General features: G+C 69.2%; 17 protein-coding genes and 1 pseudogene. 9 read left to right on the plus strand and 9 right to left on the minus strand.

Annotated elements, in window-relative coordinates:
- Positions 1-26 precede the first annotated feature (26 nt).
- On the minus strand, positions 27-1,142 hold the full coding sequence (locus tag Aau02nite_RS41555) for a glycoside hydrolase family 113 protein (protein WP_212994174.1): 1,116 nt from the start codon (positions 1,140-1,142) through the stop codon (positions 27-29).
- A 137-nt stretch (positions 1,143-1,279) separates the two neighbouring features.
- Between Aau02nite_RS41555 and Aau02nite_RS41560 the strand changes: the two genes are divergently transcribed.
- Positions 1,280-2,035, plus strand: a complete 756-nt coding sequence (locus Aau02nite_RS41560) for an SDR family NAD(P)-dependent oxidoreductase (protein ID WP_212994175.1) — start codon at positions 1,280-1,282, stop codon at positions 2,033-2,035.
- 66 nt (positions 2,036-2,101) lie between these two features.
- Here Aau02nite_RS41560 and Aau02nite_RS41565 read toward each other — a convergent pair whose 3' ends face one another.
- Positions 2,102-2,590 (minus strand): DUF1579 family protein, encoded by a 489-nt coding sequence (locus Aau02nite_RS41565; protein WP_212994176.1) that lies wholly within the window; start codon positions 2,588-2,590, stop codon positions 2,102-2,104.
- A gap of 219 nt (positions 2,591-2,809) precedes the next feature.
- On the minus strand, positions 2,810-3,652 hold the full coding sequence (locus tag Aau02nite_RS41570) for an SAM-dependent methyltransferase (RefSeq protein ID WP_212994177.1): 843 nt from the start codon (positions 3,650-3,652) through the stop codon (positions 2,810-2,812).
- Positions 3,653-3,822: 170 nt separating this feature from the next.
- On the opposite strand from Aau02nite_RS41570, the gene Aau02nite_RS41575 reads away from it, so the two are divergent.
- Positions 3,823-4,869 (plus strand): RNA polymerase subunit sigma-70, encoded by a 1,047-nt coding sequence (locus Aau02nite_RS41575; RefSeq protein ID WP_212994178.1) that lies wholly within the window; start codon positions 3,823-3,825, stop codon positions 4,867-4,869.
- Positions 4,870-4,891: 22 nt separating this feature from the next.
- Here the strand turns inward: Aau02nite_RS41575 and Aau02nite_RS41580 are convergent, their stop codons facing one another.
- A complete protein-coding gene (locus Aau02nite_RS41580) occupies positions 4,892-5,581 on the minus strand; it encodes an O-methyltransferase (RefSeq protein ID WP_212994179.1) in 690 nt (229 codons plus the stop codon).
- Positions 5,582-5,765: 184 nt separating this feature from the next.
- On the opposite strand from Aau02nite_RS41580, the pseudogene ku reads away from it, so the two are divergent.
- A pseudogene (gene ku / locus Aau02nite_RS41585) lies at positions 5,766-6,539 on the plus strand (non-homologous end joining protein Ku); the annotation flags it as partial.
- A gap of 27 nt (positions 6,540-6,566) precedes the next feature.
- Here the strand turns inward: ku and Aau02nite_RS41590 are convergent.
- From Aau02nite_RS41590 to rfbB, 3 genes are all read right to left on the minus strand, one after another.
- Positions 6,567-7,109, minus strand: a complete 543-nt coding sequence (locus Aau02nite_RS41590) for a copper resistance CopC family protein (protein ID WP_212994181.1) — start codon at positions 7,107-7,109, stop codon at positions 6,567-6,569.
- Positions 7,106-7,672 (minus strand): hypothetical protein, encoded by a 567-nt coding sequence (locus Aau02nite_RS41595; protein ID WP_212994182.1) that lies wholly within the window; start codon positions 7,670-7,672, stop codon positions 7,106-7,108. Before Aau02nite_RS41595 ends, Aau02nite_RS41590 begins: the two co-directional genes overlap by 4 nt.
- A gap of 108 nt (positions 7,673-7,780) precedes the next feature.
- Complete coding sequence (gene rfbB / locus Aau02nite_RS41600; RefSeq protein WP_212994183.1) at positions 7,781-8,767, minus strand: dTDP-glucose 4,6-dehydratase; 987 nt, start codon at positions 8,765-8,767, stop codon at positions 7,781-7,783.
- 190 nt (positions 8,768-8,957) lie between these two features.
- Here rfbB and Aau02nite_RS41605 point away from each other — a divergent pair, with 190 nt between their 5' ends.
- From Aau02nite_RS41605 to Aau02nite_RS41620, 4 genes are all read left to right on the plus strand, one after another.
- A complete protein-coding gene (locus tag Aau02nite_RS41605; protein WP_212994184.1) occupies positions 8,958-10,280 on the plus strand; it encodes an FAD-dependent oxidoreductase in 1,323 nt (440 codons plus the stop codon).
- Positions 10,277-10,849: a TetR/AcrR family transcriptional regulator gene (locus Aau02nite_RS41610; RefSeq protein ID WP_212994185.1), complete on the plus strand. Its 573-nt coding sequence runs from the start codon at positions 10,277-10,279 to the stop codon at positions 10,847-10,849. Before Aau02nite_RS41605 ends, Aau02nite_RS41610 begins: the two co-directional genes overlap by 4 nt.
- 54 nt (positions 10,850-10,903) lie before the next feature.
- Complete coding sequence (locus tag Aau02nite_RS41615; protein ID WP_212994186.1) at positions 10,904-11,833, plus strand: hypothetical protein; 930 nt, start codon at positions 10,904-10,906, stop codon at positions 11,831-11,833.
- A gap of 311 nt (positions 11,834-12,144) precedes the next feature.
- Positions 12,145-12,459 (plus strand): hypothetical protein, encoded by a 315-nt coding sequence (locus Aau02nite_RS41620; RefSeq protein ID WP_212994205.1) that lies wholly within the window; start codon positions 12,145-12,147, stop codon positions 12,457-12,459.
- Here Aau02nite_RS41620 and Aau02nite_RS41625 read toward each other — a convergent pair.
- Together Aau02nite_RS41625 and Aau02nite_RS41630 are read right to left on the minus strand one after the other, a co-directional pair.
- Entirely contained in the window at positions 12,350-12,676 is a 327-nt protein-coding gene (locus Aau02nite_RS41625) for a helix-turn-helix domain-containing protein (protein WP_246595844.1), read from the minus strand. The genes Aau02nite_RS41620 and Aau02nite_RS41625 overlap by 110 nt on opposite strands.
- 352 nt (positions 12,677-13,028) lie before the next feature.
- Complete coding sequence (locus Aau02nite_RS41630; protein WP_212994188.1) at positions 13,029-13,682, minus strand: winged helix-turn-helix transcriptional regulator; 654 nt, start codon at positions 13,680-13,682, stop codon at positions 13,029-13,031.
- 51 nt (positions 13,683-13,733) lie between these two features.
- Between Aau02nite_RS41630 and Aau02nite_RS41635 the strand changes: the two genes are divergently transcribed.
- Both Aau02nite_RS41635 and Aau02nite_RS41640 read left to right on the plus strand, forming a co-directional pair.
- A complete protein-coding gene (locus Aau02nite_RS41635) occupies positions 13,734-14,744 on the plus strand; it encodes an alpha/beta fold hydrolase (RefSeq protein WP_212994189.1) in 1,011 nt (336 codons plus the stop codon).
- 286 nt (positions 14,745-15,030) lie between these two features.
- Positions 15,031-16,065, plus strand: coding sequence for an IS110 family RNA-guided transposase (locus tag Aau02nite_RS41640; RefSeq protein WP_212994190.1), 1,035 nt, complete (start codon positions 15,031-15,033; stop codon positions 16,063-16,065).
- The last annotated feature ends 25 nt before the right edge of the window (positions 16,066-16,090 follow it).

Below are 16,090 nucleotides of genomic sequence, written 5' to 3' on the forward strand. Positions count from 1 at the left end.
GGCGCTACCCCGTCATCGTCGGTACGTCAGCGGTGGGCCGAGGTGCGTTCTGCGGCGGCGTAGTAGTCGGCCAGCTCGGCGAACGCGAGCTTCGGCTGCCAGGTGTACGCCGAGGCAGGATCGCGGTACTCGTCACGGACGGTACGGGTCAGCGCCATGCTGGCGGTGTCGAGGTCTCGGGCGGGATCGGTCGAGTACGGGTGGGTGGGGTGAATGAACTCGCTGACCGCCACCGCGTGCACGCCGGCGCGCTCGAACACGTCGAGCATCCGCAGGAGGAAGTCGGCCTGCGCCTGCTCGTCACGGACGACGCCGGACACGACCGTCGGTTGCGCACCGTTGCGGTCGACGACGTCGAAGGACATGAACGCCCGCTGTGCGGCGCCGTCCCAGGTTGCCGTGCCGAATTCGGCGATCATGACGGGCTTGCCCCACCGCTGGTAGCGCTGGATCTCCCGCGCGTGCTCCTGCTCGCTCGTCGGGTACGCCAACGTGTAGAAGTGCATCAGGCCGATGACGTCGACCAGGCGCCAGTCGACGTCCTCGAACGGCGCCGCGGCGTAGGCGATGGTGCCCTCGAACGTCTGACGGGCTGTCTTCACGGCCCGGTCGAGGTAGGTGTTGAGCCGCTGCGCCGCGGTCTCCAGGTCCACGGTGGCGGTCGGCGTGAGGACCCGGTGATCGGCGTCGGCGAAGATGTTAGCCATCCGCTCGTGGTACTTCTCGCCGGCCACGATGCCGGGTACGAACACCGACGCCACGCACCCGACCACAAGGCTGATCTCGCCGCCGTTCGCGCGCAGAGCCTCAGCGATCGCGGCGGCCCGCGTCAGATGCTCGATCACCTCGTCCTGAGGCCGGTCGACCAGCCGCGGCTGCAGCCAGACATGCAGCCCGCACTGCACGGCGGCCCGTGCCGTCTGCTCCAGCCGCTGCAGATCGCTGCCGTACACGGTGACCGAATTGCAGTGCAGCTGCTCACGGATGGCTCTGATCTCGTCGGCCATCCGGTCTTCGCTCCAGACCACCCGCGACAGCTCGCCCTGCCCGGTGGCGAAGTTGGTGCCCGTGTCGTAGGTGACGCCGCGGTAGCGCGGCGGCCAACTGGTTCCGGTGCTCGTGCGATCGGGTTCGCCGGTCATCGTCTTCCCTCCGTCGATGAGCCCATGCGGGCGTCATCGACGCTCCCAGCGCGTCGATGGGCGGGGCACCTTCGCGCGTGCGCCGACGGGCACGGCAAGAGGTGCCGGCCCGTACGCGGCGCTGCGAGACTTCCGGCATGGGCGAATTCGACGGCAAGACGGTACTGGTGACCGGAGGCGGCAGCGGCATCGGGCTGGCGACCGCTGACCTGCTGCTGAGCGCCGGCGCCCGGGTGGTGATCGCCGGGCGTCGCCCAGAGCGTCTCGAGGACGCGGCAGGCGAGCTTCGCGCGGGCGACCGGCTGCTGCCGGTCGTGGCAGACGTCGCGGACCCCGCTGCCGTGGACCGGTTGCTGAGCACCGTGCTGGCCCGCTTCGGGGTGCTGCACGGGTTGTTCGCCAATGCCGGGATCGCCCGCTTCGGTCCCGCCGCCTCGGTGTCCGAGCAGGATTACGACACGCTGATGAACACCAACTTTCGAGGTGTCTTCCAGACGGTGCAGAAGGCCATGCCCATGCTGGCGCACGACGCCTCGGTGGTGCTCAACGGGAGCTGGCTGGTGCATCGGGGACTTGCGACCACCCCGTTGTACGCCGCCGGCAAGGCGGCCGTGGTGAACCTGGCCCGCTCGCTGGCGGGTGACCTCGGCGCCCGTGGCATCCGGATCAACGCGATCAGTCCTGGTTTCATCGTCACGGACATGTTCACCGGTATCGCCTCCTCCGCACAGGAGCAGGAGGCGTCACGGTTACAGGTGCCGCTCGGCCGGCTGGGTACGCCGGCGGACGTGGCGCAGGCGGCGATGTTCCTCCTGTCGCCGCGTTCGTCGTACATCACCGGTCAGGAACTGCTGGTCGACGGTGGACTGATCGGCTCCGTGCCGCATCGATGAGCGCACGGGGCAGCACCGTGCCGCCGGTGCGAACGGCGGCACGGTGCTGCGGCCACGGGCGAAGGGTCAGTTCACCTTGGTCAGCGTGGCGTGCATAAAGGGCACCCAGTTCCCGTCCGGCAGCGGGAAGTCGCAGTCGTACTTGATGCTGCCGTCCTCCTGCAGGGCCCGGACGTAGCGGGCCGGGCCGACCAGGACGAGCTTGTCGTCCTCGAAGTCGCCCACGTAGTGGCTCTGTTCCTCGTTGTACGGGCCGAAGCTGCTGAAGTAGTGCGAGCGGAACTTGCTCGTCTCCGGGTCGTAGTCGAAGAACTCGTAACCGACGTCCGGCATGGCACCGCGCGGGCCCATGTCGATCGATCCTTCCCAGTGGTGCACGAGGAAGAACCCGCCGGGCAGCCACTCGAAGGTCTCGGTACCGGTCATCTTCGCCGGCGGGCCCATCGGGCCCTCCTCGGTCATGCCGCTGAGCTTCCAGGTGCCGACCAGGTAGTCGAGCTGCTTGAGCTCGGGCGCGGGCTGCGGAGGCGCAGGCGGCATCGCTTCATCAGACATGTTGGCTCCTTGCCGTCGTTTCGTCATGGGCCGACACCTCACCGCCCGAGCCGTTCGGCTCGGGCGGCGTGTCCTACCGGGGGTGAAGGACGAGGCGTCGCGACCCGGCGTGGCGGGCCGCGAGGGCCCATCACTCGGATCTACCTGTTATGACGATGGTGGCCGGACCAACTCATCGGTGCGGCGGGAAATTTTTCCGCGGCCGGCCGGGACCGCTGCTCAGAGGTACGGCTTGCGGGCGGCGATGACGGCGTAGCCGATGTCGGAGCCCCAGCCGAAGTAGTCGCGGTAACTGGCCTTGAGCTCGACCACCATGGCCTCACCGAAGCCGGCGACGAGCTCACCCATCAACTCATCGGCCCGGTCGACGTAGCGCATGCCCATGCCGTACACCCGCGGGCCGCACTGGGTGTACTCCTCGACGACGAAGCCGGCCGCGCGCAAGGCGTCGATCCATTCCCCGAGGCTCAACAGTTGCGCTACCTGAAACTTCTTCGCGAACTCGGTGGCGCGCTCGCCGGCGAGCGCCGCCTCCCGGGTGATGTCACTGATGCCCAGACGCCCCCCCGGGCGCAGCACGCGGTGCAGTTCGCGAAGAACCTCACCCAGGTCGGTGGCGTGCATCAGGGACTCCATGGCCACCGTCGCATCGAACGAGCCGTCGGCGTAAGGCAGCGAGCGGTAGTCCCCATGATGGAACTCGACGCTGCCGGCAACCCCGGCCTCGACGGCACGAGCGGTGGCCTCGCTCGCCTGCACCGCGCTGATGGTGATGCCACTGACCCGCACGCCGAACTCTCGGTGCAGCTGCACGGCCGGGCCGCCGACGCCGCAGCCGGCGTCCAGCAGCCGCTCGCCGGCACGCAGCCCGATACCGTCGCCGACCTTTCGGGTGATGCGACGAGCCGCCTCGACCGCCGGAGTGTCGTCGTGATCGTCGAACCAGTAGGGCAGATGTTCCTGGCCGTCGATGAAGATCTGCGACAGCCCGGCCGATTCGTCGTACATCCGCCCCAGCTCTTCGCCTGCCGGTGCCAGTGCCTGCGGTGCGGTGGATTCCATGGTGTCTGCCCCTTCGCCGCCGATGAGGAACGCGGGTCCACACTCGCATTCCCGGCGGCAGGCGATCACCTTCTCGATTGCGGCCCGATTGAGGCACCGTCGCCCGCCCGGCCAACGTCTATAGTGTTTGCGAACCGCTTGACGTCCGCTCTGGTGCGAAAGAGGAATCTATGGTAGAGGGCGAAGACGCCAGGTTCGGTCGAGACGCGGGCCAGTCAGTGGCGACCCTCGACGAACCGACATTCTCCCGGATCGCGGAGGGTCATCGTCGCGAGCTGCAGGTCCACTGTTACCGGATGTTGGGGTCCTTCGAGGACTCCGAGGACCTGGTTCAGGAGACGTACCTGCGGGCGTGGCGGGGGCGGCAAAGCTTCGAGGGCCGCTCCAGCGTCCGGGCCTGGCTGTACCGCATCGCGACCAACGCCTGCATCGACCACATCGACCGTGCCTCCCGTACGCCGATCGCGCGCCGCCAGCCGGCGTTCTCGATGGAACCGGCCGCCGACACCCAGGGGCTGACCGAGGTGCCGTGGCTGCAGCCGTTCCCGGACCGGTTGCTCGACCAGACGGCGCCGCCGGACGCCGAGCCGGACGCGCTGGTCATCGCCAAGGAGACCATCGAGCTGGCCTTCCTGATCGCGATCCAGCACCTGCCGCCGCAGCAGCGGGCCGCGCTGATCCTGCGCGATGTGCTGGCCTGGTCGGCCAACGACACCGCCACGGCGCTGAACATCAGCGTGGCCTCGGCCAACAGCGCCCTGCAGCGGGCGCGGGCGACGCTCAAGGAGCGCATGCCGGCACGCCGTCTCGACTGGGGACCGGCCGCCGATCCGAGTGAGGCCGAACGGCACCTGCTGCAGGAGTGCATCGAGGCGCTGGAGAAGGCCGACCCGGACCGGTTCGCCAAGTTGCTGCGCACCGACGTGCGGGTCACCATGCCGCCGGATGCGTTCTGGATCGTCGGCCGCGACGCGTTCGTGGCCGGTCTGGTGGCCCAGTTCGACCCCGCGTCGCCGGCGTACTTCGGCGAGTGGCGCGCGGTCGCGACTAGGGCCAACAGGCAGCCGGCGGTCGCGACGTACGTCCGCCAGCCGGGTCAGACGGAGTTCCGGGCGCAGGTGCTCAACGTGTTCCGCGTCGAGGACGGACTCATCACCGACATCACGGCGTTCCTGCCCGAGGTCTTCCCGTCCTTCGAGCTGCCGATGACGATTTAGCGTGCGACGGCCTCACCCTCGCTCACCGCCGGCGGGCGAGGGTGAGGCCGTCCGCGATCGGCAGCATGACCACGTCGAGGCGGTCGTCGGCGGCGAGCCGGGCGTTGAGCGCTGCCATCGTCTGCGCGCAGCGACGCATCAGCGGGTCATCGGCCAGCTCGGGACTGGCGACGTAGCCGTCCAGCAGCACGTTGTCGAGCAGCAGCAGCCCGCCCGGGCGCAGCAACGGCAGGGCGAGTTCGACGTAGCCCGGATAGTTCATCTTGTCCGCGTCGACGAAGACGATGTCGGCCCGGAAGTTCGCCGGCAGTGCTCGCAGCGTCTTCGCCGCAGGACCGAGCCGGAAGTCGATGCGGTCCGCGACGCCGGCTCGCTGCCAGTGCTGCGCGGCGACGGCATGCCAGCGATCGTCGTTGTCGCAGGTCATGACGCGCCCGCCGGGGGCCAGGCCGCGGGCGAACGCCAGCGCGGACAGCCCGGTGAAGGTTCCGATGTCCAGCACGCTGCGGGCTGCCCCCAGCCGGGCCAGCATGGTCAGCAGCGTGGCCTGCTCCGCCTGCACCATCATGCCTGCGGCGTCGCCGGTCGCCGCGGTGCGCGCGATCAGGCTCGCGGTGACCGGGTCCGGCGCGGTGCTGCTGCACGCCAGGTAGCGCGCCAGGGCCGGGGTGACCGGCAGGTGCTTGACGTCGACCGGGCCTGCACCGGACATGCGCGGTTCCGCCTTTCGGTTGGCGCGAGCGGGCGATCCGCCGCGTGCCCTCCAGTCTCGTCCCGCGACTCCCCCGGCCCGCCTCACAGCGTGCCCAGAGCTGCGCAAGCACGAGGACGAGGCATTCGCACGGCCGGTGCCATGGTGGGAACGACATCGCCATGAACCGCCCTGAGGAGCCCGCATGCGTGCGATTTGGAAAGGCGCCATCTCGTTCGGCCTGGTCTCGATCACCGTGCGGCTGTACGCGGCCACCGAGGAGAAGAGTGTGCGCTTTCATCAGGTACACCGCACCGACGGCGGCCGGGTACGCCACCGGCGAATCTGCTCCGCCTGTGACACCGAGGTGGCCATGCTCGACATCGCCAAGGGCTACGACGCCGACGGCGGCGACATGGTGGTCCTCACCGACGAGGACCTGGCCGGGCTGCCGCTGTCGAGCTCGCGGGTCATCGAGGTGCTCGAGTTCGTGCCGGGCGCCGAGGTGGACCCGATTCTCTACAACCGGACGTACTTCCTCGAGCCGGATGCCACCGCCGTGAAGCCCTACGCCCTGCTGCGTGACGCGTTGCGTGACACCGACCGGGTCGCGGTGGTCAAGGTGGCGCTGCGCCAGCGTGAGCAGCTGGCGGCGTTGCGCGTGCGGGGCGAGACGCTGGTCATGCACACCATGCTGTGGCCGGACGAGCTGCGCGCCCCTGACTTCGGTTTCATCGACCAGGAGGTGGTGGTCAAGGATTCCGAGCTGGCCATGGCGGCGTCCCTGATCGACTCGATGACCGGCAGCTTCGATCCGTCGAAGCTGACCGACGAGTACCGCGCGGCCCTGCAGGAGGTGCTGGAGGCCAAGCTGCAGGGCCGGCAGGTCACCGTGCCGAGTGCGCCGGGCGCCGCCACCAAGGGCGTGGACCTGATGGCGGCGCTGCAGGCGTCCGTCGAGCGGGCGCAGCGGGCCCGCAAGGCCGACGCTGCCTGAGGGGCCGATTCAGCGCACCCGGGAGCGGCGCGTCAGCAGCCACACCACGCCGACCATCAGCGCGAGGTCGATCGACACGAGCACGAGGGTGCTCGTGTCGCGTTCCATGTGGTGTCCGCCGTGCGCCGCGCCGGCGGCCTCGACCGGGTCCGCAGCAGGCTGCGCGCCGGAGCCGACCGTGAAGGTGACGAGCCCGGACACGGGTGCGCCGTCGCCGAGCTCCAGGTGGAAGCCGACCCGGTAACGGCCGGGATGCTCGGCCGTTACCGGGACCGTGATCAGGACGTCGTCCACGACCGGCTCGCCGCGGGTGACGTCTGCCCCGCCGGGACCGACCACCGTGATGTGCATGGTCCGCGGCTGCGGGGCGGCGGTGAACCGCAGCGCCACCTGCGCGGGCGCGGCGATGAGCACCGTACCGTCGGCGGGCTCGACGGCCTGCAGGCGGGCCGGCGCCGGCGCGCCGAAGACGAGGTAGGCCACCAGCAGCATCAGAGCGACACCGGCGCCGCCGAACAGCAGGCGGCGCCGGGTGGGAAGCGCGGAGATCATGCCGGCAGCGGACGGCAGCTGCACGCCATGTCGAGGGACTCGGCGCGCGAGGGCCGCAGATGGTAGTACATGGCGATGACCATCGGCAGGAATACCACCGTGTTGTAGAACAGGTGCAGCTCGACGCGGGGCAGCACCAGCTGCAGGATGCTGGTCGGCACCGCTCGCCCGGCCAGGAAATGCCCGCTCTGCGACTGGATCAGCAGCAACAGGTGCTCGATGTGGTGCCAGAACTGGACGGCGAGAGCGACCGTCCACCACGTGCGGCTGCGGCCGACGAACCCGGGGCGCAGCAGGAACAGGAAGAACAACATCACGGCCGCGTAGCCGTAGTGCAGCCATTCGGAGCTGATGAGCCACGGGAACGGCATCCCGAGCACGCCGCGCGCCTGCGGCGGTTTCCAGCCCAGCGCCCAGATCTGGTAGGCCTGGGTCAGGTGTTCGGCCCAGTGTGCCAGGACGATGACCATGAACACGCCGAGCGCGGCTCGGTGGTGGCTGCCGTTGAGCCCCCACGGGCGGCCGGTTCGGGTGCCCGGCGCTGAACGTACGGGGTGGGACACTGTGCCTCCCGGATGTCGGTGAACGCGTCGCCCCAGCGTGCCGGTCGCCGGCACGGGCGGTCGTCTCCGTGCGTGCCGCCCCGTGCCCGCCGGGCGGGCGCCGGCGGATCAGGCGCGGCTGAGGGCGTCGGATGCGGGCGACCACCACTGCCGGTTCTGGCGGTACCAGTCGACGGTCGCCGCGAGCCCGCGCGGGAACGGGATCGCCGGGGCGTAGCCGAGTTCCTCGCGGATTTTCGTGGTGTCGACCGAGTAGCGGCGATCGTGGCCCATGCGGTCGGCGACCGGTTGCACACTCGACCAGTCCGCGCCCGTCGCGCTCAGCAGTCGGGTGGTCAGTTCGCGGTTGCTGAGCTCCGTGCCGCCGCCGATGTTGTAGATCTCGCCGGGCGTCCCGCGCTGCGCCACGAGCCGCACACCTGCGCAGTGGTCGTCGACGTGCAGCCAGTCGCGCCGGTTGCCGCCGTCGCCGTACAACGGGACCTTGCGCCCGCGCAGCAGGTTGGTGACGAACAACGGGATGACCTTCTCGGGATACTGGTACGGGCCGTAGGTGTTGGAGCCGCGCGTGACGCACACCGGCAGCCCGTACGTGCGGTGAAAGGCCAGCGCCAGCAGATCCGATGCCGCCTTGGACGCCGCGTACGGCGAGGTCGGCGCCAACGGGTGCGTCTCCGGCCACGACCCGTTCTCGATGCTGCCGTAGACCTCGTCGGTGGACACGTGGACGAATCTGGTGACGGCGGCCCCCAGTGCCGCGTGCAGCAGCGTGTGGGTGCCCATGACATTGGTGCGCACGAATTCACCGGAGCCGGTGATGGAACGATCCACGTGCGACTCCGCGGCGAAGTGGACCACCACGTCGATGCCCCGCATCGCCTGCTGCACCGCCACCGGGTCGCAGATGTCGCCGACGATCAACCGCAACCGCGGATCAGCCCGGACCGAATCGAGGTTGAGGGCATTGCCGGCGTACGTCAGCTTGTCGAGGACCACGACCTGCGACGGTGCTGCAGACCGGGAATCACCGGCCAGCAAACGTCGGGTGTAGTGCGAACCGATGAACCCGGCGCCGCCGGTCACGAGAACTCGCATGATGCCTGCTCGCCTCCCCAGCCGGGCTTGATCCCGGCCGGTGACAAGCGTATGAACGTGGCTCGCCCCGGCCATTTCACTGTGTGCGCTTCTTCGCCTATCCGGTGCCCGGTCACGCTGGACATGCCGGCGGGCAAGGTGCGCACGCCGCAAGACGACAGCTACACCGTGCCCGCCTAGCGTCAAGACCATGGTCTCTGCAGGCAACGCCGTGGTGCTCGGCGCGAGCATGGCTGGGCTGATTGCCGCCCGGGTGCTCAGCGACGTGTACGACACCGTCACGATCATCGACCGCGACACGTTGCCCGACGCCGCGGCACCCCGTCGCGGGGTGCCGCAATCGCGGCAGCTGCACGTGCTGCTGGCGCAGGGCCGGCGCGCACTCGACGTGCTCTTCGAGGGCCTCAGCGACGAGCTCAGCGCTGCGGGCGCGCCGCAGGTCGACCTGCACGGTCAGGTGCACTGGTGCAACGACGGCTACCCGATGCGTCGCGCCGCGTCGGACCTGCTCGGCGTCGGAGTCAGCCGCCCGCTGCTGGAAGGCACGGTGCGCGCCCGGGTGCGGAAACTGGCCAACGTGCGTTTCTGCCCGCCCGCCGAGGCGACCGCGCTGCTGAGCACCGAGGACCGCAGCCGGATCATCGGTGTGCTCGTGACGCCGCGCACGGGCGTGGTGTACCGCATCTACGCCGACCTTGTGGTCGACGCCTGTGGTCGGGCCTCGCGCAGCCCGGTGTGGCTGGCCGGGCTCGGCTACCCGGCGCCGCCGGAGCAGCTGATCCCGGTCGACCTCACCTATGTCACCCGCACCTACGAACGCGATCCCGACCACCTCGACGGTCTGCTGGGCGCCCTGACCAATGCCGTGCCGGGCCGCCCCCGCACCGGCATCGTCGCCGCGCAGGAGGACGGCCACTTCGCGGTGGCGCTCAGCGGGATGCTCGGCGAGCAGCCGCCGCTGGACCACGAGGGCTTCACACGCTTCGCCGAGTCGCTGGGCGTACCGGTGATCAGCCGGCTGGTGCGCGAGGCGGTCCCGGTGGGTGGGCCCGCACGGATGCGCTATCCGGCCAGCGTGCGCCGGCGCTACGAGCGGCTGCGCCGCTTCCCGCTCGGCTACCTCGTGGTCGGTGACGCTGTGTGCAGCTTCAATCCCTTGTACGGCCAGGGCATGACGGTCGCCGCCGCCGAGGGCCTGCTGCTGCGATCCGTGCTGCCCGGCGGCCCGGATCAGCTGGCACAGCGCTTCTTTCGCGGCGCGGGCAAACTGATCGACGGCCCGTGGTCCATTGCGGTCGGCACCGATCTGCGCTTCCCCCAGGTGCCCGGGCCACGCTCACCGCGGGTGCGGCTGATCAATGCGTACGTGCACCGGCTGCATGCGGCCGCCCGCACCGACGCCGCACTGGGTGCCGCCTTCCTGCGCGTGCTCAACCTCGTCGATCCACCGGCGCGGCTGCTACGCCCCGCGATCATGCGTCGGGTCCTGCGGGCACGGAGGAACAGCGGTTGAGCCGAACCCGTCTCAGCGCGCAGCAGCGCCATGAGCAGCTGGTGACCGCCGCGGTCGCCGCCTTCGCCCGCGGAGGCTACGCCGGCACCACCACCGACCAGGTGGCCCGCCTGGCCGGCGTCTCGCAACCGTATGTGATCCGGCTCTTCGGCACGAAGCAGGCGCTGTTCCTCGCCGCTGCCACCCACGCCACCGACCGTGTCGAGCAGCGTTTCCGGGACGCCGCCGCTGAACAGGCCGACCTGCAGAGCCTGGGCGCCGCCTACGACGACCTGCTGGCCGAGCGGGAGTTCATCACGGTCCTGCTGCACGGTTTCGCCGCGGGCGCCCACCCGGCCATCGGGCCGACGGTGCGCGCCTGCTTCGGCCGGATCTACCGCACGGTCCGCGAACTGACCGGCGTCGACCAGGACGAGGCATGCGGGTTCCTGGCGGTGGGCATGCTGCTCACCGTCCTGGGAGCCATGCGCATCGTCGGGCCGGACGCGGTGGCGCACGAGCCGTGGATGACCGAACTGGTCGGCGGGCTGGACCTGAAGAGGGCGTTCCCGGGCCCGGACGGCACATGAACAAGCGCATGCTGGGAGACGACGGCTGTGATGCCGAGTCCCGAGGATCGGGGCATGGCTTTCAGGCAGCAAGAATTTACTCTCGTCGAGGCAGACCGGCCTCGCCGTCGTGCCGGGATCGTGCTGGGCGCCGCCGCAGCCGGTGTGCTCCTGGCGGTGCTGTGGTCGTACGAGTTCGTCGACCATGTGATCGGTGACAACGTCGCAAACACCCTGCTGGGCCACGACGCCAAGGCCACCGCGATCTCCGGTGTCGTGGCCGGCCTGGTCTTCGCGTTCGTCTCCGGGCTGGCCGGTACGTTCACCGCGTGCAACATCGCCATGGCCGCCTCGGTCGGCCCAATGAGCCAGGCGGGCGCCAGTGGCAGAACCCGAGACGGCTTGCGAGGGCTGTTGCGTCCGGTCGCTCTGCTGGCGGTGGGAATGGTGGCCGTGTCCTTCCTGTACGGCTTCGTCGGGGTGTTGCTCGGAGACCGGCTACCCCAGCTGTCGACCGAGGTCACCGCCGGCATGCCTGTTCGGCTCGTGCAGTCGATGGTGGTATTCGGTCTGATCGGTCTGGCCTTCGTCTGGCTGGGCCTGGCGGCGCTCGGGGTGATTCGGGACCCGTTCGCCGAGCGGCCGGCGGCACGGGTCGTCCTGCTCGGCGCCCTTGTCGGCGGGTTCCTGATCGGTCGGCCGTATCCGCTGTTCAACAAGCTGTTCCACTGGGCCGTCGAGACCGGCAACCCGCTGTATGGTGCGGGTGCCTTCGTGCTCCAGTCACTGGGCAACATCGTGCTGGTGGCGGTGCTGTTCGCCCTCATCGTGGTGCTGAGCAGAGGCCGGTTCGTCTATTGGCTGGCGAGCCGTCCGACGCGTACCGCAGCGGTGACCGGCGCGCTGCTGGTAGGACTGGGCATCTTCACCGTCGTCTACTGGGATGTGCGCCTGCCGGCGATGTTCGGTCACGGCTGGTTCCCGACCATGCCGTACAACAACTGACGCGGAAACGGTCGACAGAGTGGCGCGGAGCGGCAACAAGCTCCGCGCCGCAAAGGCGATCGCGCAGTGAACGACAATCGGCGTTTCCGTGGGGACCGGATACTTCTTTCCCTGCGGGCAGGATTTGCACCGCAAGAGTCATCACTCCCGGCGTTCATCGAGCCCGATGACCTGCCCACCGCCGGTGAGTGCCGGTGCGGCTGGCCGTTCCGGCGGTCGCGGACAGGTCGCGATCGGCTCCCTCGGACAGCGCTGCCCGCCCGGCATGCGGCGGGCAGCGATTCGCGCATCCTCCATCGTGCGATCGTGCCTTGGCCTACGAGCAGCGCCAGCAGCAGCGTCGAGCCGAGGGCTATGTGGAGCCATTGACCATGGTGGAGCGGGTCGGAATGTGGGCGAGCATGGTGCAGCTGGAACAGAACCTGCGACCTGCCGAGGTCACCGCCAGGGAGGAGCTCGCGGCGACCCTGTCGCGCGAGCTGGCACAACTTCAGCGGGTCGAAGCCAGCATCACTTTCAGCTGGTTTGGTTTCCAGTGTTTCCACGATCACGCGTTCCACCTGGGCGTCGGAGACTGTTCTGGCTCGGCCGCGGTTCGTCGAACAGCCCATCGACGCGATCGGTGAGGAACCGCGACCGCCACGTCGTGACCGTCGGACGTGATACCCCGAGCAGCCGGGCGACCTGACTGTTGGAATGACCGTCCGCGCACGCCAGCACGATCCGTGCCCGCAGTGCCAACGCCTGCGCTGTGGTGCGCCGCCGGGTCAACGACTCCAACGCTTCGCGTTCCTCGACGGTCAACACCACTGGCGGCAACTTCGGCCGAGGTAATCCACCCATACCGAACTAACAGGAACTACCGACTCAGGACACTCTCCTATCTCTGACAGCTTCCTCGCGGTCCAAGTCGTCGCGCCGGCGCGCTCTGACAGCGGCAGATCCGGTCGGCGCGAGACAACGCTTCCGCCCGGTGCGTGATTCTGCCGTGAGGTCGCCGGTCGTTGGCCGGGCGTGGTGAAGTAGGACGCGCTACTGAATATCACCCTCTGTGCGAGGTTTGGGGCATCGCGACTTTCGTTTGATCCACGGCCGACGGCGTCAGTTCCGCTGCGCGAGTTCCTCACCTTGGCGACCAGCGCAACGCCTGAACGCGCGATGCGGACGGCGGTGAGGCGGCGGCCGCCGTCCGCGCTCAGGTGATGCGTGGCTCCGCCGGCACCTCCAGCGGCCAGTCGAAGTCGGCGCCGGTCTGCTCGCACATCCACCGGCCCCACGCGTGGAGCTGGCGGACGACGGTCGCCGTCTCCAGGCCGATGGGCGTGAGCAGGTAGCCGGTGTTCTTGTGCACGAGGCGCATGGCCGCCAGTTCACGCAGTTCACGAGCCAGCACCTGGTTGCTGATCTCCGGAAGCAGGTGCTGGATCTCGCTGAAGCGTTTCGGGCCGTCGGCCAGGGCCGTCAGCAGCCATACCTTCCAGCGGCCACCGAGAGCGACGATCCAGTCCGTGTCGTCGCCGACCTGGTCACCGCACCGCTCGGCCCAGTCGTGCAGCCTGCGCAGGATAGGCTCGGTGTCCTGGCCGTGCGGGGTCAGGGCGTACTGCACACGTGGTGGAACGCCGCCCAGGACGGTCCGGCGCACCGCCCCGGCCCTTTCGAGGGCCCTCAACTGGGTCACCAGCGTCTGCCGCCCGGCGTGCGGCATCCGGCGCCGGAGCTGGCTGAAGCGCGCCGGGCCATCGAGCAGGTGGTACATGCTCCAGAACATCCACTTGCCACCGACGCCGGTTGCCCCGTACGGGCACACCAGCGACCTGTTCACCCGCCCCATACGCTGCTCCGTCACATAAAATAGCGTTCTTATGCCCGTCGGCGCGGGTCGATAGCTTCCTAGCGTATGACACACCGCAGTCGGCGCCGTTCCATCGCAATCGTCACGGCTTTCGTGGCGGTCCTGCTAGTAATAGGTGCCTTCATTGTTCCCACCAGCGGCCCCTCCCCGCATGAACGGCTCCTACCGGGCATTGAGCTGGACCTTCGTACCGCGCACACCGCCCGTGGCCCGGTGCAGTACGACCTCACCGGCGGCTCCGGGCCGACTTTGCTGACCATGCACGGTGGTCTCGGTGGCGCCGACCAGGGCCGATTGTTCGCCGACTGGCTACGAGGGGACGGTTTCCGGGTGCTGAGCCCGTCCCGGCCCGGATATCTCGGCACACCACTGGACTCCGGCCGCACGCTGGAGGACCAGGCGGATCTGCTCGCCGCCCTGCTCGACGAGCTGGCCGTCAAGCGGGTCGTCCTGTTCGCGGTCTCCTCCGGGGCGCCCGTCGCCTACACGTTCGCCGCCCGGCACCCGGCCAGGGTGTCAGCGTTGGTGGTCGTCGCCGGGGTGAGCCGTGCGGATCCCGGCGCGGGAAACAGCTCCGCGGTCCGGCGTGTCTTCATCGACACCGTCGGCCAACGCATCGCGCAGATGACGGCAGCAGTCTCGCTGTCGTCGGTGCTCTCCGGCACGCTCGACGAGACAAGCACCTTCACCACGGCCCAGAAGGAACAACGTGTCGAGGAAATCATGCGCGACGACACCGTTCGCGCGTTCTTCGAGGCCATGGTCCGCACCACATTCCCCTACCGCCTGCGGATGCCCGGCACTCGCAACGACGCGGAGCAGCGGCGAGACATGAACCTGCCGTTCGACCGGATCACCGCGCCGACGCTCATCGTCCACGGGGCTCTGGACGGCGACGTCCCGTTCACCGACGGCGCCGCGGCCGCAACCCGGATCGGCGCAGCTCAGCACCATTGGATGCCCGACGAGGACCATTTGGGATTCTGGCTGGGGCCTGGCCGGGTTCCGGCACAAGACGCTGTCCGAACCTTTCTCCGGCAGGCGGTAGCTCGATGAGGCGTACGCTTCGCCCCCCGGCCAGGTCATGCGGCCGAGCGCCTCACCGGCCTGCTGGCCCTGCTCAGCAATGGCATGTTGGCCGGCGCCTTTCGAGGGTCTGACCCTTACCCTGCCTGGCCTCGTCGCTTTGATCGTGATCTGTCGGCTCTCGCGCTTGCAGCGGTGCGTATCGCCGCTGCGGGAGTGCGTGTCCGGATAGGGGGCCTTGGCATCTGCACCGTCACAGGTCTGACCGCGACTCGCAGCCGGCTTCAGATCATCGCGACGGCAGCGAGCCGAGGCGATGATGGATCTCCGAAACGAGCGGACGGGTACCGGCGAGCGGGAGGTCGTGGTCGGTGTTGACACCCACAAGGACTTCCACGTGGCCGTGGCGCCCGACAGCGGCGGCGCGTTGCTGCAGACCAGATCGTTCGCGGCGACCGCTGCCGGCTACCAGGATCTCATCGAGTGGGTGGGCGGCTTCGGGCTGCTGCGCCACGCCGGCGTAGAGGGAACCGGCGCCTATGGTGCGGGTCTGACGCGGGCGTTGCACCGTGTCGGCGTCGCAGTGATAGAGGTCAACCGGCCCGATCGGGCAGTACGGCGTCGCCGGGGAAAGACCGTTGCGATCGATGCCGAGGCCGCTGCTCGAGCAGTTCTGTCCGGCTCAGCGTCAGCGGTGGCCAAGTCAGGAGATGGGCCAGTCGAGGCTCTCCGGGTGCTCAAGCTCGTCAAGGACTCTGCAGTCAAGGCTCGTGTCCAGGCGATCAATCAACTTCACGCCGTGCTGGTCAACGCGGAGCCGGTGCTCCGCGAGCCGCTGGCAGCGCTGACGGGGGCGTGGCTGCTGCGCGCCTGCATCGGGCTGGACCCCGCCGCTTACAACGGGGCCACGGCCGTCGTCGCCTATAGCTTGTTGAGTCTGGCGCGCCGAGTACGTCAACTCGACGAGGAGCTGCGCGACTTGCACCGTCGTCTGACGGCGACGGTGCAAGCCATCGCTCCGAACCTGCTCGAGCTGCGCGGGGTCGGTGTCGACAGCGCCGCCACCTTCTTGATCGTCGCGGGCGACAACCCGCATAGGCTGGCCAGCGAAGGATCCTTCGCCGCGTTGTGCGGCGTCAGCCCGGTTGAGGCCTCCTCCGGTAAGACCCGCAGGCACCGGCTCAGCCGCGGTGGCAACCGCCTAGCGAACGCCGCCCTGTTCCGAGCCGTGCTCACCAGCCTGCGCTGGGATCCACGCACCCGCGCCTATCTACTTCGGCGCACCACCGAGGGACTGTCCAAGCGGGAGGCCATGCGCTGCCTCAAGCGATACCTCGCCCGCACCGTTTAGAAGATCATCGCCAAGGTCGTCACGC

This window comes from Actinoplanes auranticolor (assembly GCF_018332655.1).
GTDB classification, from domain to species: Bacteria; Actinomycetota; Actinomycetes; order Mycobacteriales; family Micromonosporaceae; genus Actinoplanes; species Actinoplanes auranticolor.

Coding starts and splice junctions, on each gene's coding strand:
- Aau02nite_RS41555 (WP_212994174.1), bottom strand. CDS start 1,142: ATGACCGGCGAACCCGATCGCACGAGCACCGGAACCAGTTGGCCGCCG.
- Aau02nite_RS41560 (WP_212994175.1), top strand. CDS start 1,280: ATGGGCGAATTCGACGGCAAGACGGTACTGGTGACCGGAGGCGGCAGC.
- Aau02nite_RS41565 (WP_212994176.1), bottom strand. CDS start 2,590: ATGTCTGATGAAGCGATGCCGCCTGCGCCTCCGCAGCCCGCGCCCGAG.
- Aau02nite_RS41570 (WP_212994177.1), bottom strand. CDS start 3,652: ATGGAATCCACCGCACCGCAGGCACTGGCACCGGCAGGCGAAGAGCTG.
- Aau02nite_RS41575 (WP_212994178.1), top strand. CDS start 3,823: ATGGTAGAGGGCGAAGACGCCAGGTTCGGTCGAGACGCGGGCCAGTCA.
- Aau02nite_RS41580 (WP_212994179.1), bottom strand. CDS start 5,581: ATGTCCGGTGCAGGCCCGGTCGACGTCAAGCACCTGCCGGTCACCCCG.
- Aau02nite_RS41590 (WP_212994181.1), bottom strand. CDS start 7,109: ATGATCTCCGCGCTTCCCACCCGGCGCCGCCTGCTGTTCGGCGGCGCC.
- rfbB (WP_212994183.1), bottom strand. CDS start 8,767: ATGCGAGTTCTCGTGACCGGCGGCGCCGGGTTCATCGGTTCGCACTAC.
- Aau02nite_RS41605 (WP_212994184.1), top strand. CDS start 8,958: ATGGTCTCTGCAGGCAACGCCGTGGTGCTCGGCGCGAGCATGGCTGGG.
- Aau02nite_RS41615 (WP_212994186.1), top strand. CDS start 10,904: ATGGCTTTCAGGCAGCAAGAATTTACTCTCGTCGAGGCAGACCGGCCT.
- Aau02nite_RS41625 (WP_246595844.1), bottom strand. CDS start 12,676: ATGGGTGGATTACCTCGGCCGAAGTTGCCGCCAGTGGTGTTGACCGTC.
- Aau02nite_RS41635 (WP_212994189.1), top strand. CDS start 13,734: ATGACACACCGCAGTCGGCGCCGTTCCATCGCAATCGTCACGGCTTTC.
- Aau02nite_RS41640 (WP_212994190.1), top strand. CDS start 15,031: ATGATGGATCTCCGAAACGAGCGGACGGGTACCGGCGAGCGGGAGGTC.